The sequence below is a fragment of the Streptomyces sp. NPDC091376 genome, assembly GCF_044757085.1.
In the GTDB taxonomy this organism is placed as follows: Bacteria; Actinomycetota; Actinomycetes; order Streptomycetales; family Streptomycetaceae; genus Streptomyces; species Streptomyces pratisoli.
Window position 1 is genome coordinate 386,408 of record NZ_JBIVUF010000005.1, and the last position, 24,101, is coordinate 410,508.

The following is a 24,101-nucleotide window of genomic DNA, read 5'->3' on the forward strand; positions in this document are numbered from 1 at the left end:
GGATCCCGTGGCCCGTACTGTTGCCCGCGTCATCGTGGACGCGTTGAGCGAGCTTGGCGTGCGCCAGGTCTTCGGCGTTGTCGGCGACGCCCTCAACCCGCTGACCGACGCCATCCGCACCACCGAGGACGTGGAGTGGGTGGGCTGCCGGCACGAGGAGACGGCGGCGTTCGCCGCGAGCGCCCAGTCACAGCTCAGCGGGAAGCTCGGCGTGTGCATGGGCACCGTCGGACCCGGCTCGGTGCACCTGCTCAACGGGTTGTACGACGCGGCCAAGAGCCGTACGCCGGTGCTGGCGATCGCCGGGCAGGTTCCGCTGGCCGAACTGGGCAGCGACTACTTCCAGGAGATCGACAACGACGCCCTCTTCAGCGATGTGGCCGTCTTCCGCGCGACCATCACGTCTCCCGACCAGCTGCCGCAGCTGTTGGAGACGGCAGTGCGCAATGCGCTGGGTCGCAACGGCGTCGCCGTCCTGACCCTGCCGGGTGATCTCGGGGACCGGGAGCCGAACGTGGACCGCCCGGCCCGGTTCTCACTCAACGCCCCGGTCAGCCGGCCGGACGAGTCGGCGGTCAGGCGCGCCGCAGAGCTGCTCGACGGCGCGGAGCGGGTCACGCTGCTCGTCGGACGTGGTGCCCGAGACGCGCGGAAGGACGTACTGGCCCTGGCCGACCGCTTGGCCGCGCCGATGGTGCTGACGTTGAAGGCCAAGGAGGGTTTCGAGGGTGATGCCAACCCCTTCCAGGTCGGCCAGACGGGGTTGATCGGCAACCCCGCTGCCGCGTCGGCCCTTCAGGACGCGGACACCCTCCTGCTGCTGGGCACCGACTTCCCTTACCGGGACTGGTATCCGCAGGACCGTACCGTCATCCAGGTGGACACGGAGGCTGCCCACATCGGACGGCGGGTCCCGGTGGACGTCGGGCTCGTCGGCGACACGGGCGCGACTGTCCGCGACCTGCTCAGCCGCCTCGGCCCCGAGCCCACCGCGACCGACAGCGTGCGCGACCGCTCCCACCTGGAGAACTCCCGCTCGCGGTTCGATGAGTGGCGCGAGGGCCAGGCGCGGCTCGCCGACCCTGCCCACGACAAAGGACTGGTGGGACGGCTTCGTTCCGTGCTGGACAACCGTGCCCACGACATCCGCCCGGAAGCGCTGGCCGCGGTGGTGGACCGCGTCGCCGCCGACGACGCCGTCATCACCTCCGACACGGGCATGGCCACCGTGTGGCTCTCGCGCTTCGTCGAGATGCGGGGCGACCGGCGGCTGATCGGCTCGTACAACCTGGGCTCGATGGCGAATGCGATGCCGCAGGCCCTCGGCGCACAGTGCCTGGACCGGCAGCGCCAGGTCGTGGCCTTCTGCGGCGACGGGGGACTGAGCATGCTCCTCGGGGACCTCATGACACTGAAGACGAGCCGGCTGCCGGTGAAGCTCGTCGTCTTCGACAACCGCCGGCTCGGCATGGTCAAGCTGGAACAGGAGCAGGGCGGGCTGCCCGAGTTCGGCACGGTGCTGGACAACCCCGACTTCGCGGCCGTCGCCACGGCCATGGGCATCACCGGCATCCGCGTCACCGACCCGGCCGACCTGGAGGAGTCCGTACGCCGCGCGTTCAGCACCCCCGGGCCGGTCCTGCTCGACGTTCTGACGAATCCCGACGAGATCGCCGTCCCGGCCAAGCCGACCGTCGAGCAGGGCTGGGGCTTCGCCGTGGCCAAGGTGAAGGAAGCCGTACGCAGCCACCATGACGGAAAGGCGCACTGATGCCGGGTGGCGACCACCCGAGACTGCGTCACGGTGGTGACGGGCCACCAACTGGCTATTGCGCTGCACTGGTGCCGCAAGGCTGAAGGCATGGCAAATCTGTGTGTATCGGAGGATGGACCCGCCTCCGGACCACGGGAGCAGAACCATCGGGGCCACGGTCTGCTGCGGGATCGGGTCAGCCTGGTCACTGGCGGCGACTCGGGCATCGGCCGGGCGGTCGCGCCGGCCTTCGCCCGTGCGGGCGCGGACAGTGGCGTTCACGTACCTGCCCGAGGAGTGGGGGAGGTGGATCGCACGGTGGCGCTGGTCGAGGCCGCCGACCGTATCGCAGCGCCCGTCGAGTGCGACACGTATGACGTCCGGTTCAATGAGGATGAGTGCCGTACCGCCGTCAGCGACGAGTGCTCGACATGGATCGCGATCGTACTGGTCATCCGAGATCGGGTTTCGGGCGGGCGACGGCCAGTGGGAGAGCGGGTGGGTCGCTGACCTGCGCAGACTAGGCGAAGCGACGTCGGAACCATCGACGCAGCAGCCAGAGCACTACCCAGAGACCGAGCTTCCAGCTACGGGCGAACAGCCAGAACAGTACGGGCCTGGCGACGGCGGCCGGAATCAGACCGGGGAGTGGGACGGCAAGCAACCACGCGGCGTCGGCCGCATGGCTCGGGCGGCGTGTCCTCGCGGCTGCCTCAACCAGAAACCGCTCGCTCCGCATGGGGCAGAGTCCGCGATGCGGGTCCTCGCCCGCCGCGCGTTCGAAGTGCGCGAAGGGCTGCCGCTCTTTCCTGGAGAACCGGGTCTCGTCCATGGAGAGCACCTCCTCCCTCGCCCTACCTGGGCAGAGGTCGGGCGAGGCTGGCATGGGAGCGCCTGCCCACGCCGGGGTGGCGTACACGCGATCGCCCCTCCGGGAACCGCAGAGACGAGGGGGCTCCTGGATGAAAGAGTCGCGAACTGCCACGGGGCGCCGCTGGGCCGGAGCTCCCTCCTCACAGGGTTTGGGCCGCGCGGGCTTTGGCCTGCGGGGCGCCCCGGCGGGGCGAGGGCGTTGATGAGTTGGTCGCGGCTCATGGACGGCCGGCCTTTGATGCCGGCAGCGGCCTCGGCATCGGTAGCGCGCTGACACCGCTCTGCCTTCGTCAGGTCGTGAAGATCGGTTTCGTCGGCGTCTTCCTGGGCGAGGCACGCTCCCGGTCGACCCGTTCGGCGCCCGCCGCATCGTCAACACCGCCCTCGTGGTGCTCGCCATCGATTTCGCGCTGGTGCCATGGCAGTGCGCACATTGGCACAGCCGTCGTCGCACTGATCGTGTGGAGCCTGTTCGGCTGGGGATTCAGCACGCCGCAGGGTCCTGACACCGGACGGCGCCACATGGCGGATGCGCAGCGTGCGCAGCCTGGATACACGGTGCACACCGGTGGAGCCATCACGTGCCACCACAGACTTGGCGACAGGAGGCGGTCGCCGACCCCTGGGGACATTTTGGGTATTCCCGGCAAGGGTGAGAACGAAGCATCGAAGATACAGAAGGCAGACAGCCATGACTCTCGACTACGACGTCCTCGTCACCCTTCCTCCCCGGGCGGTCCTGCCCGATGGTTCCTCCGTCCGGCCACTGCCGGCCTGGTCCCCGATGTCGGCGACCCTCATCTACGGGGAGCGGGACGCCATCCTGATCGACGCACCGCACCTGGAAGAGCAGTCCCGGCAGGTGGCCGATTGGATACGGGCCTCGGGCAAGAACCTCGTGGCGATGTACGCCACACATGGCCACGGCGACCACTGGTTCGGATTCTCCGAGGTCGCCAAGAACTTTCCCCACGCGCGGATGATCGCCACCGAGGGCACCGTGGCCCTGGCGAAGTTCAACGCCGGAAAGCGTATGGCGTTCTGGAACGGCCAGTTCCCCGGCCAGATCGTCAAGGACATCGTGCTGCCCGAGGTGATCGACGACTACACCTTTCTCCTGGAGGGCGACGAGGTCCGTTTTGTCGAGGCCGGCGACAGCGACGGACCGGACACCACGTTCGTGCACGTGCCGTCCATTGGCCTCGTCGTCGCGGGCGACATCGTCTACAACGGCGTCCACCTCTACCTCGCCGGCAGCGAGAAGGCCCGGCCGCTGCCCGAGCGGCGCGGGGACTGGATCGCCGCCATCGACAAGATCGCTGCGGTCCACCCTCGCGCCGTCGTCGCCGGACACAAGAACCCCGCCAAAGACGACGACCCCCGCCACCTGGACGAGACCCGCAAGTACCTCCAGGACACCGAGGAAGTGGCCGACGTCGCCCGCCACGCCAAGGAGTTCGCCGATCTGATGCTGCTGCGCCACCTGGACCGCATCAATCCCACCATCCTGGCCCTGACGGCCGAACACCTCTACCCCGGAACGACCGTCGACGGACGCGGCATCGAGTGGTGACACACCACCCCCGCGGCCACCGGAGCAACAGCTCGACGGATGCGGCATACAGGCGGCGAACCGCGAATCCGCCCGTCAAAGCCACCGCCCACCCGGCCCGACGGCTTCTCAGAACGCGTTGCGCAGCCGCAGTGGCAACGGGCGGCCGTCCGGATCGACGATCGCACGGTACAGCGGCGTGGCGAGCAGCCGCTGCACTCGCGAGAGCTCCGGTGGCCGGTAGGCGCGCAGACGACCGGGCGGCCGGGGGCCGCAACGGCCGCCCTCGTGCCACGAGTCCAGAGCGGCTGCTGCTGTCGCGAAGGCCTCGAAGGCGCCTACCGGATCGCACAGGACGTCGGGGCCCGGCGGGTCCCCGGGTTCCTCCCGGTCCAGGTGCTCGCGCGCGAGCGCCAGCCGGAGGTTCCTGGCGAAACGGCGCGCGCCGTCTCCGAGGCCGGCGGGGTCCTGCGGTTCTCGGAGGTCCGCCTCCTCGTCCAGCACGGCGCAGCTGAGTTCGGAGTCGTGCGTCCAGGAGCGCAGGTTGATGTTGTCGGAGCCGGCCGCGGCCCACACGTCGTCGATCACGCAGACCTTGGCGTGCACGTACACCGGCCTCCCGGCATGGTTCTCGAGCCCGTACACCGCGACGCGCCCCCCGCCTGCCCTCCGCAGGGTCTCCAGGGCGGTGATGCGGCCGATCAGGTTCATCGGCAGCGTGAGCCGGCCGTCCTGCTCGGGGACGGAGGGGATGACAGCGATGAGGCGCAGTCCGGGGTTCGCACGGAGCGCCTGGGCGAAGTACTTCACCACCTGCGGGGACCACAGGTACTGGTCCTCCAGATAGATGAGTGCCCGCGCCCGCCGCAGCGCCTTCAGGTAGGCACGCGCGATGCTGCGCTCGCCGTCGGGGGCGAAGTCGTAGCCCCGCAGCAGCCGGTTGGGGTACGTGCGCAGCACCTGCACCGTGTGCGTGCCGCAGGGCGCGGGATCGGGCAGCTGAGGGGGCAGGGGGTCCGCGTGGGTGTCCTCGCGGTGCAGCCGTTCCCGCAGCCGGGACAGCGGGCTGCGGCTGAGGGGTGCCGGGTCCGTCCAGCGTTCCCGGAAGACGCTCTCGATGTCGCCGACTGCCGGGCCCCGGATCGCGAGCTGGATGTCGTGCCAGGGCGGGTGCGGTCCGTATGCGTCGGCGATGGGCTGGGAGCGGTCGTCGCCGCCATGGTCGATGTCGTCGTTGCGGTTGTGGGACAGGTCGATGCCCCCGATGTACGCGATGTCGAGCTCCGGACGGCCGGGATGGCGCAGGACGACGCACTTCTGGTGGTGCGAGCCGCCGGGACGGACCCGCATGTCCAACAGGTACTCGCCGCCGCCCGCCCGGACCTCCTTGCCGAGGTGACGGTTCTCCTCCTCGCTGAACTGGAAACTGTCCAGGTGGGACCGCCACACCAGACCCTTGACGACGACACCGCGGCCGGCCGTATCCCGCAGCACGGTGCCGATCTCGGTCCCGGGGCCCGCGAGCCGCTCGTCGGGGTCGCCGCGCCAGTCGGTGAACAGCAGGAGGTCTTCTGCCCGCAGAGCGCGGACGGCCGCGAGCAGCTCGCCGAAGTACGTCGCGCCGTGAATCAAGGGGCGCACTTCGTTCCCGCCCGACCATGCCGTCCCGTCGGGGTGCCGACGGTCCAGGCAGGTCGCGGGATTGCCGCGTTCACTCGCCGTCAGCAGCCAGCCGGTGGATTCCACGGAACGGCACCTCCGACCTACGACCGCGAGGACCACGCACGCTTCCGGCGGTCTGCTCGTACCCATCTCGAGCCGATCCCGTGGACAGCACAACGACGCCACCCCGCAGCAGGCCCTCGTGTCTCACCGTAACGCCCGCCGGCTGCTGAACTCTCGCTTCGCCGTGCTGGGGGCATTCTCACGAGGCGTTCTTCGTCGTCTGCCGCGCGCCCAGGTGGGGCCGCCCCTCGCGTGCACGAGCGTCCAGGAGTCCGGCAGGGGCCCGTCTCCGGTTGTGCGCGAAGCGTTCGCCCGTTCGTCCGCCCAGTTCCTGGCCGGACTCCGTCCCGGCCGGCGGGAGGCTCGCGCGAAGACGCATCTCTGCAGACACACCAGCGCGGGGACGTGGGGGAGTTGGCAATGGTGCAGTGGTGGTGGAGGCGCCGTCCGCCGCCCGGGGCGCGCCGTTCACACTGGCACCGCGCGCTCGCAGAGCTGCGGGCACTGGGCCTGCGGGCACACGGCCGCTCCGGGCCGACATTCCGGGAAGCGCTGCCCGGTTTCGCCGGGCTCGGCGTCGCGATCGGGCTGCCGCTCGGCTCCTGCCGCTCGGATTCCTCGCCTGGATGTACCGGCAGCGCGGAAGCCTCGGCCGTGCGCTGGGCGTCGCACCCCTCGCGGGGTCGGCGGTCCTGGTCACTCGCCGTCGCCGAGTCGCACCGAGCGCACCGAGCGCACCGAGCGCACCGAGCGCACCGAGCGCACCGAGTGCACCGAGCGCACCGAGTGCACCGAGCGCACCGAGTGCACCGATCAAGATCAGGTTCGTGGATTCCACGAACCAGAGACCCCCATTTCCGGCTTTTCGCCGTAGCTTCGTGAGTGTCGTAGTGAAAACCTCGAAGTGTCGGACAAACGGAGTGTTTGTCCCACTTCTCACAAGGAGCTGTTGTCATGAAGGGCTACACCCTTCCCCTGTCTCCCCGCGGCACAGCGAACCTGGCTCCGACGCCGCCATGGCACTACGCCGGCACCGTGATCGGCGCCGAGTTCTTCACCGACCCGGACGCCGTCGCGGCGACGCTGCCGGACGGCCTGACCCCCGATCCGCAGTCCGCCGGGCGCGGCGTGGCGATGTTCATCGATTGGCAGTACTCCTCGACCGGTCAGGAGTACCTGGACCCTGCGCGTTCGCAGTACCGGGAGTTCTTCGTCACTCTGGACGCCCACTTCCACGGCACCCCGGTCGCCTGGTGCCCCTACATCTACGTCGACAACGACGCCGCGATGGCTCGCGGCTGGGTGCAGGGCTTCCCCAAGAAGCTCGGCGCGGTCCACCAGACCCGTGCCTTCTCCGTCGGCGGCCCGGCTACCCCGGTGCTGGGCCTGGGCGGCCGGTACGGTGCCACGGCCTCCGCCGCCGGACAGCGCCTCGCCGAGGCTCGGATCACGCTGGAGCAGCCGGTCGCCGACCCCGCCACCCTGATGAACCGCCCCCTGGTCAACCTCCGTCACTTCCCTCGCCTGGCCGCCGGGCAACACGACAGGCCCGCCGTCCACGAACTGGTCATGGCGGTACTGGACGACGCCACCGTCAGTGACGCATGGGTCGGCACCTCCGAACTCGCCTTCCTGCCCGCCCGAGGAGAGGAACTCGCCGACCTGCCCGTCCGGCGCTCCGGGAGGGGATTCCGTTTGGACCTCGCCTACTCGGTGACCGACCTCAAGACCCTCGTCGACCACACCGACCACACCGACCACTGAGAGTTCCGGCTCAAGATGACGCCTGCGGGGGCGGGGGTGGTACGAATCCGGCCCCGGTGACGAAGCCGTCGAGCCGGCCGGGCTGGTACCGCATCCGTTTCAGGCGTGCGCGGAGAAGGAGAGCCGGGTCGCCGTGGAAACGGTCTCCACGCGTGCCGCCGGTCCTGCATGGGGGGGCACTGAAGGGATGACCGATGAACACTTTGACACCGGGTTCGGCCCGGTCGGGTTTCGAGGCGGTCGGCGGGGCGATCGTCCTGCTGGACACAGAGGGGACGGTGGTCGGATGGACGCAGGCCGCTCAGCGGCTTGTCGGCTATTCGGCCGCGGAGGTGGTGGGTCGGCCCGCGGCGGTCCTGCTGGCGTCCGGGGCAGACCCGATGACATCGTCGGAGTTCTCGGAACCCGGCGGTGCTCCCCATCGCTGGCCCGACTCCACCAAGGTCCGTCACCGCGATGGCCACGGGATCGATGTGCGCCTGAGGGTACAGGCGCTGGTCGGACAGGACGACCGCGCTCGATGGATCGTAGCGGCGATCGACGCCGCCGCACTTTCCTCTTGGACAGCGGGCGGATCGGTGATGGAGCCGTGTCCGCTCGACCTGCGCCTCCCGAGCACCCTGCCGATCGGTGTCGTGATACGCGACACCCGGCTGCGCTGCACCTGGGTCAACGACACCCAGGGATCCAGGGACGGTATCGCCGTTGACCAGCGGCTGGGGCGCACGCTGAGTGAGGCGGCGCCAGGCACGGAGGCCGAAACGCTCGAGGCGTTGATGTACCAGGTGCTGGAGAGCGGTGTCCCGGTGCTCAACGCGGAGTACGGCCCCTTCGCGCCGATGCAGGTGCGCGAGGTCCGCGCGCTGGCGGCCTCCTTCTTCCGCCTTGACGACGCGGAGGGCGTTGCGCTGGGCGTGTGCGCCGTGAGCGTGGATGTCACCGAAGGACGACGAGCCCGGGAGCGTCTGGCGATCCTCGGCGGGGCCAGCAAGCGGATCGGAACCACCCTGGATGTCATGCGGACCGGACAGGAACTGGCCGACCTGGCGGTGCCGTTCGCGGACTTCGTCACCGTCGACTTGGCGGATTCGGCCTTCTCGCTCGGCGAGGAGCCCCTGGCCCTTCCCGGCTCGCAGGACGTAGGCGTCCTCCCCGCGCTCCGCCGCGCGGGTCTGGCCTCGATCCATCAGGAAGTCCCGGAGTCCCTGACGGCACGGGGAGAGCCGGTCTTCGTCTCGCCGGCCTCGCCCTTCAGTTCCGTCCTGCGCTCCGGGAAGTCGCACTTCGAGCCGACGCCGGACACTTCCCCGCCGGACACCGTCCCGGGCACCCGGATGGACAGGCAACTCCCGGCTTGGGCGCGGAAGATCCACGACCGGCGAAAGCACTCCTCCATGGTCGTCCCGATCCGCGCGCGGGGAGCGGTGCTGGGTGTGGCGGCGTTCGTACGTACGGGAGACTCCCCGCCGTTCGAGGAGGACGACTTGCTCTTGGCCGAGGAACTCGCCGGCTGGGCCGCGCTCTGCTTGGACAACGCCCGCCAGTATGCGCGCGAACGCGCCGCCGCCCTGGCGCTGCAGCGTCATCTGCTGCCCCACCGTGCCCCGGGCGGGTCCGCGGCCGACCTGGCCTGGCGCTACCTGCCTGCCGACGACCACCATGGCGTCGGCGGTGACTGGTTCGACGCGATCCAACTGTCCGGCGCCAGGGTTGCCCTGGTCGTCGGCGACGTGGTCGGGCACGGCATCAACGCAGCTGCGGCCATGGGCCGACTCCGCACAGCCGTCCGTACGCTGGCCGAGATGGACATGCCGCCGGACGAGTTGCTGGCTCATCTGGACGAGCTGGTCATCCGCCACCTGGCCGAGGCAGATGAGAACACCCTGGACCCGGCGACCGCGACGATGGCTGCCACATGCCTGTACGCCGTCTACGATCCGGTCACCCGGAGGTGCACCATGGCACTGGCGGGCCACCCCCCGCCCGCGATCATCGATCCGCACGGCGGCGTCACCTTCCCCGACCTTCCCACCGGAGCCCCGCTCGGCGTCGGGCTCGTCCCGTTCGAGTCCGTGGAGCTGGAGCTGCCCGAGTCGAGCGTGCTCGCCCTCTACACCGATGGCCTGATCGAGGCCCGCGGCCACGACATCGGCGCCGGCATGGAGCGCCTGCGCACCGCCCTGGCACGACCCGGCCTCCCGCTCGAGGAGCTCTGCTCGTCCGTGGTCGACACGCTGCCGTCCGAGGCCTCACGTGACGACGTCACTCTGCTCCTCGCACGGACCCGCGCGCTCGACCCGGGACAGGTCGCCTCCTGCGAGTTCCCGGCCGAGCCGTACGTCGTCAGCAGCGCGCGCTCCCTCGCCACCGCCCAGTTGACCTGGTGGGGTCTGGAGGAGCAGACCGCGGCCACCGAGCTGATCGTCAGCGAACTGGTCACCAATGCCATCCGCCACGGCACCGGCCCGATCCAACTGCGTCTGATCCTCGATGATGTCCTGACCTGCGAGGTGCACGACACCAGCCACTGCGCCCCGAGCCGGCGCCGTCCTCTTACTACCGACGAGAACGGCCGCGGCCTGCTCCTGGTCGACCGCCTCAGCGGCAGGTGGGGCACCCGATGCACACCGGACGGCAAACTCGTGTGGTCCGAACAGGAGTTGGCACCCGCTTCGTGAGGCCGGTCGCCCCGATTCACGCCACGCGCCGGCGCCGGCTTCGACTCTCTGCGCGGTCCGACGCGCGTGCTCCCGGCGATATCGCCACTGCGGCGGCACCGGGGGCGGTTGCGGTGTGGTCCGCCGGCAGCCCGTGCACGGGGCCCGGGTCCCGGGGTCGGCTGCGCTGTGGTGTGCCGGCCGCGTACCCACGGTGCGCTGCGCAACGGCCTTGCGCAAGCAGCGGAGCTTTGACCGTCGACGCCGTCCATGACGGCGCGCCTGCGCGCGGATGGCCGGCGAGCAGGCCGCCGCTCCCGGGATACCGGCTCGACTGATGATCACATCCGCGGTGCTTGAGAGCTTCTCGGTGGCCGACCTCGGCTGCCAAGGGGCTCGTCCGCGCGGGCGGTGCGTCTGACGGGCCGTATCGCGTCCGGGCTGAGGCGCGGAAAGCACCTGCCGTCAGGTTGTGGGATAGAGGCGGAGCGCCACCAGGGACGCGACGAGCCCGTCGCCACTGCGTGGATCGAATCCGGTGAGCTCGGACCACCGGTTGAGCCGGTAGGCCAGGGAGTTCGGGTGCAGGTGCAGCGCGCGGGCCGCCGCGGCCACCGAAAGGCCGTTGTCGGCGAATGCGGCCACCGCCTCGGCCAGGTGGGAATCCGTGCGTGCGGTGGCGGCGGCCTTGGTGAAGAGCGGGGCGAGGCGGGTGGCCTGCCCGCCGAGGCCGGCGGCCAGCCAGGCGTCGGCGAAGCGTACGACGTGTCGCTGATCGCCCGTCTGGGACAACGCCTGTGTCGCGTCGGTCACGCTGTCCACCGCTCCGGTCAGGCCGGGCCGCAGAAGGCCGACGCCGACCGCGACGCCGGGTTCCGGCGAGATCGCCGTGGCGGCCGCGGCAACGGTGTCCGGGTCGTGCCGCTGGCCCAGGACCAGGAGCCGGGTGCCGGCCGTGGCGCAGTGGAGTTCGCCGGGCAGGGCGGTCAGCTGCTGCCGGAGCTTCTCGGTGCGGTCGTCCGGCCAGTCCTCCGCCGGCAGGCACAGCGCCTGGAACTCTCCGTCCGGTTGGTAGCCGAGCGCCTGGGCCAGAGTGGCCGCTTGCTCCAATTGGAACGGGTCGGCGGTGAGGGCGGCGAACAGCCGGTGGGCGAGCGTGGCCCGGGTGACCTGGGCGCGCCGGATCTCCTCGCCGTAGGCGTCGGACGCGTTGCCGGTGAGGTCCCGGATCCAGGTCCAGATCAGGGTGACCAGATACGCCAGGTCGCCGACGTGCTCGGGGTGGTCGGCCGCCGCCTTTCGCAGGATCAGATTCCAGGCCTCGCGGAAGGCGATGTGGTAGGCCCCGAGCATGAGTTCGATCGGCAGGCCCTGCTCGGCGCGCCGCCGACCGAGTTCCCGGGCGTACTCGATCTGCTCGTCCCCCGGCGGGCTCTGCTCGGCGATGCCGGCCAGCAACATGCGCCCCTGAAGCAAGACGAACTGTCGGTGTTCCTCCACAGGTACGAAGGCGTAGTCGGGGATCTCGGCCCGGATTCGCCGGACCACCTCGTAACTGGCCGCAGGCAGTTCCTCGGCGATCTGTGCGCAGATCCGGGCGACGGCCTGCCGGGCCGCATCCGAGAGCGGCACTGGCAGATCAGTGTTCGTGGATTCCACGAAACCAAGCTTAGCATTTCGGGCTATTGCCGTAGATCCGCGAGATGACGCAGTGAAAAACTCAAAGAGTCGGAACAAGCGGAGTGCGACAGCCGCACCCGCCGGGAATCGAGATCGGTCCCGTTTCCAAGGGTCGGCGTGCGTCGCACCGTCGCCAGGAGAGGAATTCACATGGATCTGAAAATCGAAAGGCTTGTGCGCTTCGGCGCGGTCTGCAGCGTGCTCTTCGGCCTGTCCCTGGGCGTGCCTGGAGCCATCGAAGCGTTCACCGGCGAGACCGCCGTGACCAGCTTCGCCATTGGACTCGGCGCGACATTCGGGGTGCCGGCGCTCGTCGCGTTCCACCTCAGCCAGGCGGATGTCTCCGGGCGTTTCGGAGCCGTCGCCGCGGGGGTGAACATCCTCGGCCTCGGTCTCTTCGCGGGAGGACTGTTCGCGTTCAATCTGGTGCTCTACTTCGTCCCGCCGAGTGTCACCGAGGCGGTACTGGAGGGACCGACTCGATGGGCGTTCCTCGTCAGTGGGATGATCTTCATCGCCGGGACCATCCTCTTCGGGGTGTCCATGCTGCGTTCCCGCGTCCTGCCGAGGCTCGCTGTCGTGGGGTACATCGTCGGACTGACGGCGCTCGCGCTGCAGGCCGCGTGGCCCGAGTCGCTGCTCAGCAGTGCGATCCACGTGGCGGCCTGTGTGTCGCTGATAGCCCTCGCCCGCTCCGTGTGGCCCCGCTCGGTCGATGCCGTGAGGCCCGAGCGTCATCCGCTCGGTGTCTCCAGTCCGTGAGTTGGGCGTCGGAAGCCGGGCCTTCGCCGGATGGACGAGCGGGCCGTTACCCGATGAACGAGACGGGAATGCCTCCGGCAGCCGGCACCGACGACCGCGCCACCTCGGCCGGCTTCTCACGGCCCGGGATGCCGACGCCCCCGACCTCGCCGCCGTCCTGGGCCTGGACCGCCCGGAGTTCAGAGGTGGCTGAGGTCCGGGCCGTTGTCCGTAGGCCGGCGTTGGCCGGTGCGGACTTGGTCGATGTCGAAGGGGGGTTCAGTCAAGGACGGCCAGGTGGTCGGCGGCGCCTCCGCGCCACTCGACCATGAAGAGGGTGGCGTCGTCGCTGGTGCGCCCGCCCCGTTCCCTCTTCAGCGTGTGGGAGAGTCGGCGCAGATCTGCCCGCACCCCATCTGATGGCCCATCCCCCTGACGGTTGACGCAGTCGATGAGGCGTTCCTCGCCGAACGGCTGCCCGCCGGCGACATGCTCCTCAATGATGCCGTCGGTGTAGCACAGCACCCGGTCGCCCTGCCGGAGGAGGTGCTCTCTGATCCGGGGCTGCTCGCCTCCGAAGCCGACGGGCAACGTCGTGGCGCTCTCCAACTGCCGTACGACCTTGCCATCTCGGATCAGCAGCGGCGCGGGATGACCTGCGTTGACCAGTTCCAGCTCGCCGGTGGTGATGTTGATGTGCATGAGCTGCGCTGTGACTAAGTGGTCGGGCCCGAACTGCTGGGAGATGGCGTCGTCCATGAACGCGTACTTCTCGGGCAGACTGATGAATACGCGGCGGGCGTGGCGGTAGGCGCCGATGGCGATGGTCGCCATCGCTGCGGCGTCCAATCCGTGGCCCATCGCGTCGATCACGGCCATGTGCAGAATGTTGTCGTTGAGGGCGTAATCGAAGCTGTCGCCGGCGACGCGGTAGGCAGGCTCCAGGGTGCCGGCCACCTCGACCTGCGGCACGGACATTGTCAGCGGCGGCAGCAGGCTCCACTGGATCTCCGCGGATACGCTCATCGGCTCGCGACGCCGGGCCTGGAAGAACTGGTCGGTGTAGGCGTTCTTGGTGACCAGGATGTCGGCGACGAGGCTGGCGAGCCTGCCGAGCAGGCGCCGGTCGTCGTCGCCGAGGACGTCCATGGTGACAGCCATCACGCCCACCTGGTCGCTGCCGTCCAGCAGCGGCAGGTAGATCCGGACGCCGCGGGCCTCCGGCACTTCGACGGCCTCCGCGCGCAGGAAGGCCCGGCCGGCGGGGGAGTCGAACACCGGCTCCGGCTGGCTGACATGCAGCTTCCTGCCCGGCAGCGGCACGAGCAGCTCCTGTGCGTAGTCCTGGAGCAGGATGGAGACGTCACGACCTCCGATCCTCGCAACCTCCTCCGCGACCAGCGGTGCGACGAGCTGCGGCGGCAGCAGCCGCGCCCTGTCCAGCAGGACGCCGAGCAGTCGCTCGCCGAAGCCCTCCGACCGATCCACGATCGCCTCACCCATGGCCCGGTTCGCTGCCTCCCTCCTGCCACTCAGTCAGTCACTGCCTGTGCACAACGTGACTTGGGAGTCCGCCGGAATGGCTCATTACGCCATGCGCGGCATGTTGAGCCGCGCCGTTCGTTTCCAGGAGAGCGTGCTGCGTGTTGGAGAAGACGGCAGTGCCGGTGCTGAGGCCGACGACGGTGGCCAGGTGCAGCGGGCTGGCCGACGGTAGGCGTTGGTGCGCGACTGGCCGAGCGTGACGAAAGACGAACAGGCCCGCTACCTGCGCCGGCAGTTGGACGTTCCCTTCGTCGGTGCCGCTTGGCCGACGTGTGGGGGCTCGATCGCGGGCCCCGAAGCTGAGGAGCCTGCCGGCTGTCAAACGGATTCGGGTCGAATCACTCAGGCCAATGGGCTGCTGTTCAGGGCACGTATCAGCTCCGCCGGGTCCGAGTAGAGAGCCTTCGCGCCCGCGCGTTCCAGGTCGTCACCGGGTACGCCCCCGCAGAGCAGGCCGACGCAGGTGACGCCGGTGCGGGCGCCGGCCCTGCATGTCCCAGACCGTGTCGTCGACGAACACGGACGATTCGGGGGCGGCGCCCGCGAGTTCCAGATCCTGCCTGACGGGTTCCGGCGCGGGTTCCCCGAGGAGGCGTCGTCCGCGCTAGTTGTAGTGCTCGTCAGGATGGCGTCGTCGGCGTCGATGGCCCGGCGCGGGGCCTTCCGTTCGTTTCCGCTCGCGGACGTGACGAGGACGACGTGCCGGTCCCGCGGTGCACCCCGGTTCAGGTCTTTCCCGTTGTTCCCGTGTCGGCTGTCGTGGCGTCGGCCGTTTCCGTCTCGTCGTCGAGGTCGACTCGGTACGGCCGCGGCTGGACATCCGTCGCGACGGTCGCTGCCGGTTCATGTGGGTGCGGGCTTCAGGGTCTCACCGTCGCCGTTCACCAGGCACTGTCACGTTCCAGAACGTGACACGCCGACCGCCCTGAAGGTTGACTTGGGGCATGGACGCACCCTTGATCGGCCGCGAGTTCGACCTGAGGACGCTCGCCGACTTCGTGACCGACATTCCCCGCGTCGGCGGGGCCGTCATGATGGTGGGGGATCCAGGCATCGGCAAGACCGCGTTGCTCAACGCCATTGCCCGTCAAGCCGAAACCGCGCAGACGTACGTGCTGCGAACGGCCGGAGTCGAGTACCGGGCCGAGGCCGGCTACGGTGCGCTGCGGCAGCTGCTGACGTCGACGCCGGCGATGCGCACGGCCGCGATGCGAAGCCCCGTCCTCGCCGCGGCGCTCGGCTTCGAGCGCGGCACCCTGGACAGCGGGGCCGGGCACGAAGCGGTCGCCGACGCCGTGGTGTCCTTGCTCGCGGACCGGGCCCGCGACCGATCCATGCTCCTCGTCCTCGACGACGCACAATGGCTGGACCGGGCCAGTGCGGACATCCTGGCCCGGGTCGCCCGCCTGCTGGGCGCCGGCACCGGGATGCTGGCCGCGGCCCGCGCCGGGCAGGAGAGCTTCGTCGACCACACCGGCCTTCCGCTCCACGAGGTCGGTCCGCTCGACGAGGCCGCCGCCCAGGCGTTGCTGGCCCGCCGCTTCCCGGCGCTGGCGCCGCGGGTCCGCAGACGCCTGATGGCCGATGCCGAAGGCAACCCATTGGCGTTGCTGGAGCTCCCCACGACGCTCACCGGTATCCAGCTTGCGGCATCGCACGCCCTTCCCTCGCGCCTGCCGCTCACCGAGCGCCTGCAGTCCGCGTTCGCCTCCCGGATCACGGGCCTGCCCGCCGCCACCCGGCACCTGCTGCTCGTCGCGGCGCTGGAAGGCAGCGGCAACACACACATCGTCCGCCGGGCGGTAGCGGGCCGCTGCAGCATGAAGTACTGGGCCGCCGCCGAACGCGTCCAGCTCGTCCACACCGACGAAACCACCGGGCGTCTGGAGTTCCGGCACCCGCTGATCCGCTCCGCCGTCGTGGAACTGTCCACCGGCGAACAGCGCCGCAGCGTGCACCGTGCGCTCGCTCAGGCGTGGATCGGTGTCCCCGAACAGCGTGCCTGGCATCTCGGCCGTGCCGCGGTCGAACCCGACGAGCAGATCGCCGCTCTCCTCGAAGAGGTCGCAGAGCTGAGCGCCGGACGAGGCGACGGGCCGAGCGCGGTGGCGGCACTGGCGCGCGCGGCGGACCTCAGTCCGGACGGGTCTGCCCAGGCCCGCCGCCTGGCGAAGGCCGCGTACGTCGGCGCCACGCTCACCGGGAACCTGCGCGACGTCCCGCGGCTGCTCGGCGACGCCCGCCAGGCGGCTCCCGGCCCGGACTCCCTGCACGCCGCCGTCGCCACGGCGATCCACCTGCTGAACAGCTATGGGGACATCGACACCGCGCACCGGGTGCTCAGCGGCGCGGTAGCCCTGCACGCCACGCCGTACGACCCGACGGACGCCACGCTGCTGGACGCCGTGTTCACCCTGCTGATGGTGTGCTTCTACGGCGGCCGGGCCGAACTCTGGTCGGCCTTCGACGAAGCACTGGCGAAGTTCACGTCGCCACCGGCTCTGCTGGAAGTGACCCGAGCCACCTTCGGCGACCCCGCACACGCCGGCCCCACCGCGCTCGCCCGTCTGGACGCCGAGGTCGGCTCGGCGCTCACCGCGTCCGACGCCGTGCAGGTCGTGCGCGTCGGTATCGCCGCATCGTGCGTCGACCGCCTTGGTCCGCTGGAAGCACCCCTGCGGCGCATCGGCTACGGCGAACGGGCGGCCGACAATGTCTTCCCCGCCATCCAGGCCCTGGTCCTCTTCTGCCACCATGCCTGGTTCGCGGGACGGTGGGACGAACTGCGCAGCGCCGCCCGCGACGCACTGGACCTCAGCGAGGAGTACCAGTACACGTTGCGATCCTGGCCCGCGAAGTACCTTCTGGCCAACGTGATCGCGGCCGCAGGCGACTTCGAGGCCGCGCGCCGTCTGGCCGACCAGATGGACCAGTGGGCCGGGTCCCGCCGCGCACACACCGTCCGCTGCTACGCCGCCCACGTCCGCACGCTGACGGCCCTGGGCCAGGGAGACTTCGAGGCGGCGTACCGGCACGTGACCACCATCGCCCCCGCCGGATCGTTCCCGCCCTTCAACCGGATGGCGCTGTGGGTCCTCCTGGACACCGTGGAAGCAGCCGTGCGCTCCGGGCGACACGACCTGGCGGTACGACACATCCACGTCGCCCGTGAAGCGGGACTCCACAGAACGTCGGCTCGGCTGAACTTCGTCCTCCTCGGTGCCGACGCCCTGGTCGCGGGCAGCGACGAGGAAGCCCGGCTCCGCTTCGACACCGCCCTGTCGGTGGAGAGCCGCGATCGGTGGCCGTTCGAGCTCGCCCGCATCCACCTCTACTACGGCGAGCGGCTGCGGCGCGGCCGCTCCCCGGGGCAGGCACGCGGGCATCTGGACACCGCCGCCGAGACGTTCGCCCGACTCGGTGCGGCGCCCTGGGCCGAACGTGCCGGCAAGGAACTTCGCGCATGCGGCAACGCGGTACGTGAGGTGACCGCCGGGACTGAGGGCATTGCCCTGACCCCCCAGCAGCGGGAGATCGCGAACCTCGCGGCGGCAGGACTGACCAACAAGCAGATCGGGGAAAGGCTCTTCCTTTCCCCACGGACCGTGTCGACGCACCTCTACGCGCTGTTTCCCAAGCTCGGCATCAGCTCACGTGCCGCCCTGCGCGACGCGCTGGAGTCGCTCAACCGCCCCTGACCGCCAAGGCGGTGACCGCGTGCACCGCCGCCTGTAGCTGTTACGCCGATTCCGGCTTGGGGTTCCAGATGCCGTCGAGGGGGACTCCGGCGGCCGCGGCGATCCGGTCGCGGGAAGCGAGCAGGCGGTTCTTCAGCGGGGCGAGGTCGACGTCCACCAGCGCGCCGTCGCGCTTGACGATCCGGCCGGCGACGAGGACGGTGTCGACGATGCCGGGGTGGCCGGCGGTGACGATGGTGCCGACGGGATCGGTGACGGGGAAGACGGTCAGGTCGTCGGTGCGCAGGAGAACGATGTCGGCGTCCTTGCCGGGGGTGATGCTGCCGGTGCGATTGTCGAGGCCGCAGGAGCGCGCGGCGTCGATGGTGGCGAAGTGCAGCAGGTCGCGGGCGCGCAGGCCACCGTCGAGGCCGCGTTGGGCGGAGAAGGCGGTGCGCATGGTGGAGAACATGTCGCCGCCGACGGAGGGGACGACGTCGATGGACAGGGTGGGGCGCAGGCCGGCGGCCAGGGCGCGGCCGGTGAGAGGTGCGCCGAAGCCCATCTTCAGTTCGACGTCAGGGCTGACGGAGAGGTGGCTGCCTGCGTCGGCGAGCATGCGCAGTTCGTCGTCGCCGATGCCGTTGCCGTGGACGAAGGTGGTGGTGTCGCGCAGGAGGCCGTGCTGCTGCATGTCTGCGATGGGGCGGCGGGTGCCGCCGGTGTGCAGGCTGGTGCGGAGGCCGAGTTCGTCGGCCAGCCTCAACTCGCGGGCGAGGGTGTCCATGCCGGTTTCGTCGGCGCCGCGCAGGCCCCAGGCCATGGTGACCAGGCCGTCGCCGATCAGCAGCGAGTGGACGCGGCGGATGTCGGCTTCGACGGAGTCGGGGGTGGCCCAGCCCGCGCCCAAGCAGAAGACCGATCGTCCAGGCGCCTCCCGGAGGGCGGTGATGGCGGCGTCTTCGTGGTCGGGGCCTTGGGCCACGTGGTACCAGTCGAGCATGGTGGTGATGCCGGAGTGCAGGGCTTCGAGGCGGCCCAGGAGGGTGGCCGCGTAGACGTCCTCGGGTGTGTAGTGGGGCTTGACGGTGTCGTGCATGGCGTTGGCCCACTGGGCGAAGGTCCAGTCGGCGCCCATGCCGCGGAACGCGGTCTGCCAGGTGTGGTGGTGGTTGTCGACGAAGCCGGGCATGACGATCCGGTCGTTCGCGTCGATCACTTCGGCGTCCGGCGCGTCGATGCGTGCGGCCACCTCGATGATCTTGCCGTCCTCGATGAGTACGTCGCCCCGGGTGAGGTCGCCCACGGCCGGGTCCATGCTGACCACGGTGCCGCCGGACAGCAGAATCTTCATGAGTGGGGCTCCTTCTTCGGATGGTTCGGAGTCACGCCGCTGTGACAGCGAGGGAGCGTGCGTGTGATGGCGTTGCCGTTCCGCGGTCTGCCATTCAGGCGATGGCGGCTTCGGTGAGTACGGTGTCGGCGGCGGCGAGGGCGTCGGCGACCAGGTCGGCGGTGTCCTCGATGCCCGCGGCCAGCCGGACCAGGCCCGGCGGGACGGCGTCGGTGAGCTGTTCGTCGCTGAGCATTCCGCGCCACATGGACGCGGGGTGGACGGCGAGGGATTCCACGCCGCCGAGGCTGGCCGAGCGGCGGGGGTGGTTCAGGTGACCGAGGAAGGCGTCGGCCATGTCGAAGCCGCCGGTGAATTCGATGCTCAGCACGCCGCCGAAGCCGCTCATCTGGTCGGCGGCGAGCTTGTGCTGCGGGTGGCTGTCCAGGCCGGGGTAGTGCACCTGGCTGACGGCCGGGTGGTTCTGCAGTGCTTCGGCGAGGGCCTGGCCGTTGTCGTTGTGCCGGGGCACGCGCAGCGGCAGGGTGCGCATGCCGCGCAGCAGCAGCCAGGCGTCGATCGGGCCGAGGGTGGCGCCCGTGAGCAGGCCGGTGTCCCAGACACGGTCCAGGATGTCGGTGGGGCCGGCCAGGACTCCGGCGGAGACGTCGGTGTGGCCGTTGAGGTACTTCGTCGCGCTGTGCCAGGCCACGTCGATGCCGAACTCTGCCGGGCGCTGGTTGAGCGGGGTGGCGAAGGTGTTGTCCGCCATGGTGATCACGTTGTGGGAGCGGGCCAGGTCCGCGACGGCGCGCAGGTCGGTGATGTGCAGGAGCGGATTGCTCGGGCTCTCCACCAGGATCAGGCGGGTCTTCGGCGTGAGGGCCTCGGCGAATGCGTCGGGGTCCCTCTGGTCGACCAGGGTGGTGGTCACGCCGAGGCGCGGCAGCAGGTTGAGCAGGACCGAAGCGGTGCCGCCGTAGGTGGACTTCTGCCCGATGACGTGGTCGCCGGCCGAGACCAGGGCGAGGACGGCGGTGGTGAGCGCGGCCATGCCGGACGCGGTGACCATGGCGGCTTCGGTGCCCTCGAGTTCGGCGACGACCGCGGCGACCTGCGCGTGGTTGGGGTTGCCGAAGCGGGTGTAGAAGTCCTTGCCCCGCGCCTCGACCGCGCCCTGAGCGAACGATTCGGCATCCTCGGCCGAGAACGTCGCCGTCTGGTAGATCGGCGGCGCCACCGCACGATCGGGATGGACTTCGCGATCGGCGTGCACGGCGACGGTGCTCCTGCCCGGCATGGCTGCCCCTTCCGGAATGCGACGGTGTACGGCCTCCACTTTGATCGTCCGGAGAAAGCTCAGGGCCGTCCGCGCGCAACTTTGGCAATAGATTGCGCGCCGATTCGGCTCTCGTTTGTGCGCTGGGTGGTGCTTCAGCAATATTCTGCTGATCATGGATGATGTGGACCGGTCGATTCTGGCCGTGCTCGAACGCCACGGGCGCATCAGCAACAACGAGCTCGCCGCACAGGTCGGACTGTCGCCCTCGCCGTGTCTGCGGCGGGTGCGGAACCTGGAGGAGTCCGGGGTCATCCGCGGCTACCGGGCGCTGATCGACCCGGCCGCGGTCGGCCGCGGTCTGCGGGTGTTCGCCGGCGTCCGGCTGCTGCGCCACACCCGTGCGGACGTGGTCGCCTTCGAGGACGGGGTCATGGCGCTGTCCGGGGTGGTCGCCTGTCACCACATCACCGGGAGCTTTGACTACCTGCTGCAGGTCGAGGTGGCCGACCTGCCCGCCTACGAGGAGTTCCACGCCAATCAGCTGGCCGCCCTGCCCGGCGTCGCCACCGTCAACAGTTTCGTCATCATGAAGACGCTGGATCCCGCCTGACGACACTGGATCCCGTTTGACGTGCCCCACCTCTCCGTCGGCCGGACGCAGGAGGGGACCTGCGCTCTGTCCGCTCACCGCGCCGTGGCCTCGACGCCGACGGGCCCGCCGAGCCTCGTGCCCAGGGGCGCCGCCGTTGCGTTCGGCGTGTCCGGGTGGCGCCCGTGCTCTCGGCACGTGGGCGGTCACGAGCGCCGCGCGAGGATCACTGTGAGACCGAACTCGAAGCCCTTGGGCCCGCCCTACCCCGAAGTCGCCAGTTGTGGAACCGAGTTGCGGCTGCCGTCAGCAGTGCCGACGAGGGCTGCGGGGGAGGCGCCATGGCCGGACGTACGGAAAGGGCAGACGGGCACGGTATGTCGACCCGGCGAGGGCCGCGCAGGCCGGGTACGCGACTGCCCTGGGGCTGCTGCTGTAGGAAGACGGGGCGGCGTGCATGCCGTGGACGTGACCATGAGCGTGGTCGGCCCCCGCCCTGACGTGGACGACGTGGTGCAGACCCGGCCGCGGTCGCCCTCGTGCGCACCCCGGAACGACGGGATCCGTGGCCGTCGAGCCCCGGCCGCGGATGACTCGACCGGAAGTGAGCTGCTTCCTCGCGCCCTGATGGCCCGCGGGACTACGTCGGATGACGGAAGCGGATGAATCCGACCCCTCCCTAGGGTTTCGATCACGACCGGGCCGCTCGGCCCGAAGAGCGCTGGAGGACAGAATGACCGACGACGCACCGCGCGGGAGTGTCGTGCTCGTCCACGGAGGATTCGTGGACGGCTCCGGCTGGCGGGGCGTGTACGACGCCCTCAAGGCCGACGGCCACACCGTGGCCATCGTGCAGAACCCCACCCTCTCGCTGGACGGCGACGTGGCCGCCACCCGGCAGGTCATCGATCGGGTGCCGGGACCGGTGACGCTGGTCGGCCACTCCTACGGCGGAGTCGTGATCACCGAGGCCGGCAACCACGAGAAGGTGAACGCCCTCGTCTACATCGCCGCCTTCGCCCCCGACAAAGGCGAGTCCGTGAGCACCCTCATCGCCGACCCGCCGCCGGGAGCCCCGGTCCCGCCCATCCTCCCGCCCGACCAGGGGTTCCTCTTCCTGGACCGCGACAAGTTCGCCGACTCCTTCGCCGCCGACCTGCCCCGCGCCCAGGCCGAGTTCATGGCCGACTCCCAGGTCCCGTGGGGCGTGGACGCCCTCGGCGGTGCGGTGGCGCAGCCGGCCTGGCGGACCAAGCGGTCCTGGTACCTGATCGCCACGGACGACCGCATGATCCCGCCGCCGGCCCAGCACGCGATGTCCGAGCGGATCGGAGCACAGACCGTCGAAGTGGCCGGCAGCCACTCCGTCTACGTCTCCCAGCCGGCCGCCGTCGCCGACCTGATCAAGCAGGCGGCCGGCAGCTGAACACCGCACCCCGGGCTGACGGAACCCGCCGAACCTGTCGACGCCGCTCGGCGCCCGCCGAGCGGCGTCGTCACGCCCTGCCCGACCCTGGCGGACTGTCGTTCGGAGAGTTGCCGGCCCGGTCGACCCGGAGGAAGGAGAAGGGCACGCCTCGGCTTCCGGTGCGTTGGAGGGTGCTGAAGCGGTGGCAGACCGTTTCGAAGCCGACCCCGAAGCGGCACGGGACACGTGCTCCGTTCTCCGGCCGCGCCACGCAGGCGCACGTCGAACGATCCGCCGACGACGTCGGCTCACCGGCCCAGGAGCCCGGAGGAGTCCGCCGTGGCCCGACCTGCGCAGCCGCTGTCACAAGAAGCGTGACACCCGCGCCGCCCGGGAGACCGAGCGCTGGTTCCCGCTCCGTGGCGGGCGGGCGTCGGACGAGCGTCAGACGATGTCGAGCACATCACGCACCGGACGGCGCGGGGTCGCGGGCCCCGTGGGGCCGTAACCGAGACGGATCACCATCTGGACGTGGCCCATCGTCGAGCGCGGATCACGGACGGCCCACCGCAGTTCGGGCCATTCGAGCGCCTGGGACGTCAGGGATGCCACCAGCCCGTCGAGCGTGGCCTGGAGCAGTACCCTCTCCATCGCCTGGCCGGCCCGCAGCCAGTCCTCCGGCCGGTCGTCGGTCGTTCCCAGCAGGACGAGCCGGGGCCATCTCTCGAACGTGGCGGAGGCACGGCCCGGGAGGTTCTGCCGGCCCGCGAAGTCGCGTACGGGCGCGGTGACGTCCAGCTGCCGCGGGCCGTACGCGTACGTGGGGATCCCCTCCGGCCGCGACGCACCGCCGGCTCCCGTCTCCGTCCAGCGTGCCGTCTCCGCTCGCGCCTCGGGATCCATGGACTCGCGGCCTTCCGCATCGTGCACCAGGTCCAGCAGGTTCTGCACGTGCCATGCGTCGGGGACACGTAGGTGGGCGCCCTCCAGCAGGGCGGCGCCGCACAGACCGTCCAGGATGCCGTCCGGGATCTCCTCGTCGGTGAAGGGGAACCGGCTGGTGTGCCTGCGGTGTATCGCGGGATGCAGGACGGCGAGATCGTCGTCCGGACGTACGGATCCGGCGAAGGCGACCTCGGCGAGCAGCCAGGGATCGGCGGGATCGGGGAGCAACGAGGCGACCGGCTGCCATCCCGCATGGGCGACCGCTACCCGCAGGTTGAACAGCGCGGCTCCACACCCGAGATGGAGTGCACGGCCGCCCGGATCGGCTCTCGGCAGCCCACGTTCCGCGTCGCCGCGCAGCTGCAGCACGCCGCTGTCCCGCAGGAAACGGAACGTCCAGGGCTGCGTGTTGTGCATGGACGGCGCCGACGCCGCGTCCTTCACGAGGGACTCCACGACGCCGGGGTCGAGCGGTGGTTGAGCCACGGAACCTCCTGACGGGCCGGCGAAGCTGCCAGTCGTGGGCGGCGACGGCGGCCGGTGCGGTGGTGCATCACCCCGTGGGCGACGGGACCGA

At 70.4% G+C, this 24,101-nt stretch carries 17 protein-coding genes and 2 pseudogenes; 9 read left to right on the forward strand and 10 right to left on the reverse strand.

Going from position 1 to position 24,101, the window contains the following annotated elements; all coding sequences use genetic code 11:
* The first annotated feature begins 7 nt into the window (after nucleotides 1–7).
* Together ACIQMR_RS13945 and ACIQMR_RS13950 are read left to right on the forward strand one after the other, a co-directional pair.
* Nucleotides 8–1,771, forward strand: a complete 1,764-nt coding sequence (locus ACIQMR_RS13945; RefSeq protein ID WP_401385636.1) for a thiamine pyrophosphate-dependent enzyme — start codon at nucleotides 8–10, stop codon at nucleotides 1,769–1,771.
* Nucleotides 1,772–1,777: 6 nt separating this feature from the next.
* Nucleotides 1,778–2,263 carry a hypothetical protein gene (locus ACIQMR_RS13950; RefSeq protein ID WP_401385637.1) on the forward strand — a complete coding sequence of 162 codons (486 nt, stop codon included), beginning with the start codon at nucleotides 1,778–1,780 and terminating at the stop codon, nucleotides 2,261–2,263.
* Nucleotides 2,264–2,273: 10 nt separating this feature from the next.
* On the opposite strand, the gene ACIQMR_RS13955 is transcribed toward ACIQMR_RS13950, so the two are convergent.
* Both ACIQMR_RS13955 and ACIQMR_RS13960 read right to left on the reverse strand, forming a co-directional pair.
* The gene (locus ACIQMR_RS13955; RefSeq protein WP_401385638.1) at nucleotides 2,274–2,585 is read right to left on the reverse strand and encodes a hypothetical protein; all 312 of its coding nucleotides are present in this window, start codon (nucleotides 2,583–2,585) and stop codon (nucleotides 2,274–2,276) included.
* Between the two features lie 331 nt (nucleotides 2,586–2,916).
* Nucleotides 2,917–3,117 (reverse strand): hypothetical protein, encoded by a 201-nt coding sequence (locus tag ACIQMR_RS13960; protein ID WP_401385639.1) that lies wholly within the window; start codon nucleotides 3,115–3,117, stop codon nucleotides 2,917–2,919.
* Nucleotides 3,118–3,317: 200 nt separating this feature from the next.
* Between ACIQMR_RS13960 and ACIQMR_RS13965 the strand changes: the two genes are divergently transcribed.
* Nucleotides 3,318–4,199, forward strand: a complete 882-nt coding sequence (locus tag ACIQMR_RS13965; protein ID WP_401385640.1) for an MBL fold metallo-hydrolase — start codon at nucleotides 3,318–3,320, stop codon at nucleotides 4,197–4,199.
* A gap of 108 nt (nucleotides 4,200–4,307) precedes the next feature.
* Here the strand turns inward: ACIQMR_RS13965 and ACIQMR_RS13970 are convergent, their stop codons facing one another.
* Nucleotides 4,308–5,924 (reverse strand): phospholipase D family protein, encoded by a 1,617-nt coding sequence (locus tag ACIQMR_RS13970; RefSeq protein WP_401385641.1) that lies wholly within the window; start codon nucleotides 5,922–5,924, stop codon nucleotides 4,308–4,310.
* Nucleotides 5,925–6,857: 933 nt separating this feature from the next.
* Here ACIQMR_RS13970 and ACIQMR_RS13975 point away from each other — a divergent pair.
* Nucleotides 6,858–7,667 (forward strand): acetoacetate decarboxylase family protein, encoded by an 810-nt coding sequence (locus ACIQMR_RS13975; protein ID WP_401385642.1) that lies wholly within the window; start codon nucleotides 6,858–6,860, stop codon nucleotides 7,665–7,667.
* Nucleotides 7,668–7,861: 194 nt separating this feature from the next.
* On the forward strand, nucleotides 7,862–10,345 hold the full coding sequence (locus ACIQMR_RS13980) for a SpoIIE family protein phosphatase (RefSeq protein WP_401385643.1): 2,484 nt from the start codon (nucleotides 7,862–7,864) through the stop codon (nucleotides 10,343–10,345).
* A 444-nt stretch (nucleotides 10,346–10,789) separates the two neighbouring features.
* Here the strand turns inward: ACIQMR_RS13980 and ACIQMR_RS13985 are convergent, their stop codons facing one another.
* Nucleotides 10,790–11,983, reverse strand: a complete 1,194-nt coding sequence (locus ACIQMR_RS13985; RefSeq protein ID WP_401385644.1) for a PucR family transcriptional regulator — start codon at nucleotides 11,981–11,983, stop codon at nucleotides 10,790–10,792.
* Between the two features lie 171 nt (nucleotides 11,984–12,154).
* Here ACIQMR_RS13985 and ACIQMR_RS13990 point away from each other — a divergent pair, with 171 nt between their 5' ends.
* The gene (locus ACIQMR_RS13990; RefSeq protein ID WP_401385645.1) at nucleotides 12,155–12,766 is read left to right on the forward strand and encodes a hypothetical protein; all 612 of its coding nucleotides are present in this window, start codon (nucleotides 12,155–12,157) and stop codon (nucleotides 12,764–12,766) included.
* 258 nt (nucleotides 12,767–13,024) lie between these two features.
* On the opposite strand, the gene ACIQMR_RS13995 is transcribed toward ACIQMR_RS13990, so the two are convergent.
* Together ACIQMR_RS13995 and ACIQMR_RS14000 are read right to left on the reverse strand one after the other, a co-directional pair.
* The gene (locus ACIQMR_RS13995) at nucleotides 13,025–14,248 is read right to left on the reverse strand and encodes a PP2C family protein-serine/threonine phosphatase (protein ID WP_401385646.1); all 1,224 of its coding nucleotides are present in this window, start codon (nucleotides 14,246–14,248) and stop codon (nucleotides 13,025–13,027) included.
* Nucleotides 14,249–14,632: 384 nt separating this feature from the next.
* Nucleotides 14,633–14,989 (reverse strand): annotated as a pseudogene (locus tag ACIQMR_RS14000) (HAD family hydrolase); the annotation flags it as partial.
* A gap of 245 nt (nucleotides 14,990–15,234) precedes the next feature.
* Here ACIQMR_RS14000 and ACIQMR_RS14005 point away from each other — a divergent pair.
* The gene (locus ACIQMR_RS14005) at nucleotides 15,235–17,988 is read left to right on the forward strand and encodes an AAA family ATPase (RefSeq protein WP_401385647.1); all 2,754 of its coding nucleotides are present in this window, start codon (nucleotides 15,235–15,237) and stop codon (nucleotides 17,986–17,988) included.
* A gap of 40 nt (nucleotides 17,989–18,028) precedes the next feature.
* On the opposite strand, the gene ACIQMR_RS14010 is transcribed toward ACIQMR_RS14005, so the two are convergent.
* Both ACIQMR_RS14010 and ACIQMR_RS14015 read right to left on the reverse strand, forming a co-directional pair.
* Complete coding sequence (locus ACIQMR_RS14010) at nucleotides 18,029–19,321, reverse strand: amidohydrolase family protein (protein WP_401385648.1); 1,293 nt, start codon at nucleotides 19,319–19,321, stop codon at nucleotides 18,029–18,031.
* Between the two features lie 94 nt (nucleotides 19,322–19,415).
* Complete coding sequence (locus ACIQMR_RS14015; RefSeq protein WP_401385649.1) at nucleotides 19,416–20,600, reverse strand: trans-sulfuration enzyme family protein; 1,185 nt, start codon at nucleotides 20,598–20,600, stop codon at nucleotides 19,416–19,418.
* Between the two features lie 154 nt (nucleotides 20,601–20,754).
* On the opposite strand from ACIQMR_RS14015, the gene ACIQMR_RS14020 reads away from it, so the two are divergent.
* Both ACIQMR_RS14020 and ACIQMR_RS14025 read left to right on the forward strand, forming a co-directional pair.
* Entirely contained in the window at nucleotides 20,755–21,192 is a 438-nt protein-coding gene (locus ACIQMR_RS14020) for an Lrp/AsnC family transcriptional regulator (RefSeq protein ID WP_401385650.1), read from the forward strand.
* Nucleotides 21,193–21,904: 712 nt separating this feature from the next.
* A complete protein-coding gene (locus tag ACIQMR_RS14025) occupies nucleotides 21,905–22,597 on the forward strand; it encodes an alpha/beta fold hydrolase (RefSeq protein ID WP_401385651.1) in 693 nt (230 codons plus the stop codon).
* A 109-nt stretch (nucleotides 22,598–22,706) separates the two neighbouring features.
* Here ACIQMR_RS14025 and ACIQMR_RS14030 read toward each other — a convergent pair.
* Together ACIQMR_RS14030 and ACIQMR_RS14035 are read right to left on the reverse strand one after the other, a co-directional pair.
* A pseudogene (locus tag ACIQMR_RS14030) lies at nucleotides 22,707–22,814 on the reverse strand (short-chain fatty acyl-CoA regulator family protein); the annotation flags it as partial.
* A 209-nt stretch (nucleotides 22,815–23,023) separates the two neighbouring features.
* On the reverse strand, nucleotides 23,024–24,010 hold the full coding sequence (locus tag ACIQMR_RS14035; RefSeq protein ID WP_401385652.1) for an Acg family FMN-binding oxidoreductase: 987 nt from the start codon (nucleotides 24,008–24,010) through the stop codon (nucleotides 23,024–23,026).
* Nucleotides 24,011–24,101 lie beyond the last annotated feature (91 nt).

Coding starts and splice junctions, on each gene's coding strand:
- ACIQMR_RS13990 (WP_401385645.1), top strand. CDS start 12,155: ATGGATCTGAAAATCGAAAGGCTTGTGCGCTTCGGCGCGGTCTGCAGC.
- ACIQMR_RS13965 (WP_401385640.1), top strand. CDS start 3,318: ATGACTCTCGACTACGACGTCCTCGTCACCCTTCCTCCCCGGGCGGTC.
- ACIQMR_RS13955 (WP_401385638.1), bottom strand. CDS start 2,585: ATGGACGAGACCCGGTTCTCCAGGAAAGAGCGGCAGCCCTTCGCGCAC.
- ACIQMR_RS14025 (WP_401385651.1), top strand. CDS start 21,905: ATGACCGACGACGCACCGCGCGGGAGTGTCGTGCTCGTCCACGGAGGA.
- ACIQMR_RS14020 (WP_401385650.1), top strand. CDS start 20,755: ATGGATGATGTGGACCGGTCGATTCTGGCCGTGCTCGAACGCCACGGG.
- ACIQMR_RS14005 (WP_401385647.1), top strand. CDS start 15,235: ATGGACGCACCCTTGATCGGCCGCGAGTTCGACCTGAGGACGCTCGCC.
- ACIQMR_RS13980 (WP_401385643.1), top strand. CDS start 7,862: ATGAACACTTTGACACCGGGTTCGGCCCGGTCGGGTTTCGAGGCGGTC.
- ACIQMR_RS13975 (WP_401385642.1), top strand. CDS start 6,858: ATGAAGGGCTACACCCTTCCCCTGTCTCCCCGCGGCACAGCGAACCTG.
- ACIQMR_RS14015 (WP_401385649.1), bottom strand. CDS start 20,600: ATGCCGGGCAGGAGCACCGTCGCCGTGCACGCCGATCGCGAAGTCCAT.
- ACIQMR_RS14010 (WP_401385648.1), bottom strand. CDS start 19,321: ATGAAGATTCTGCTGTCCGGCGGCACCGTGGTCAGCATGGACCCGGCC.
- ACIQMR_RS13995 (WP_401385646.1), bottom strand. CDS start 14,248: ATGGGTGAGGCGATCGTGGATCGGTCGGAGGGCTTCGGCGAGCGACTG.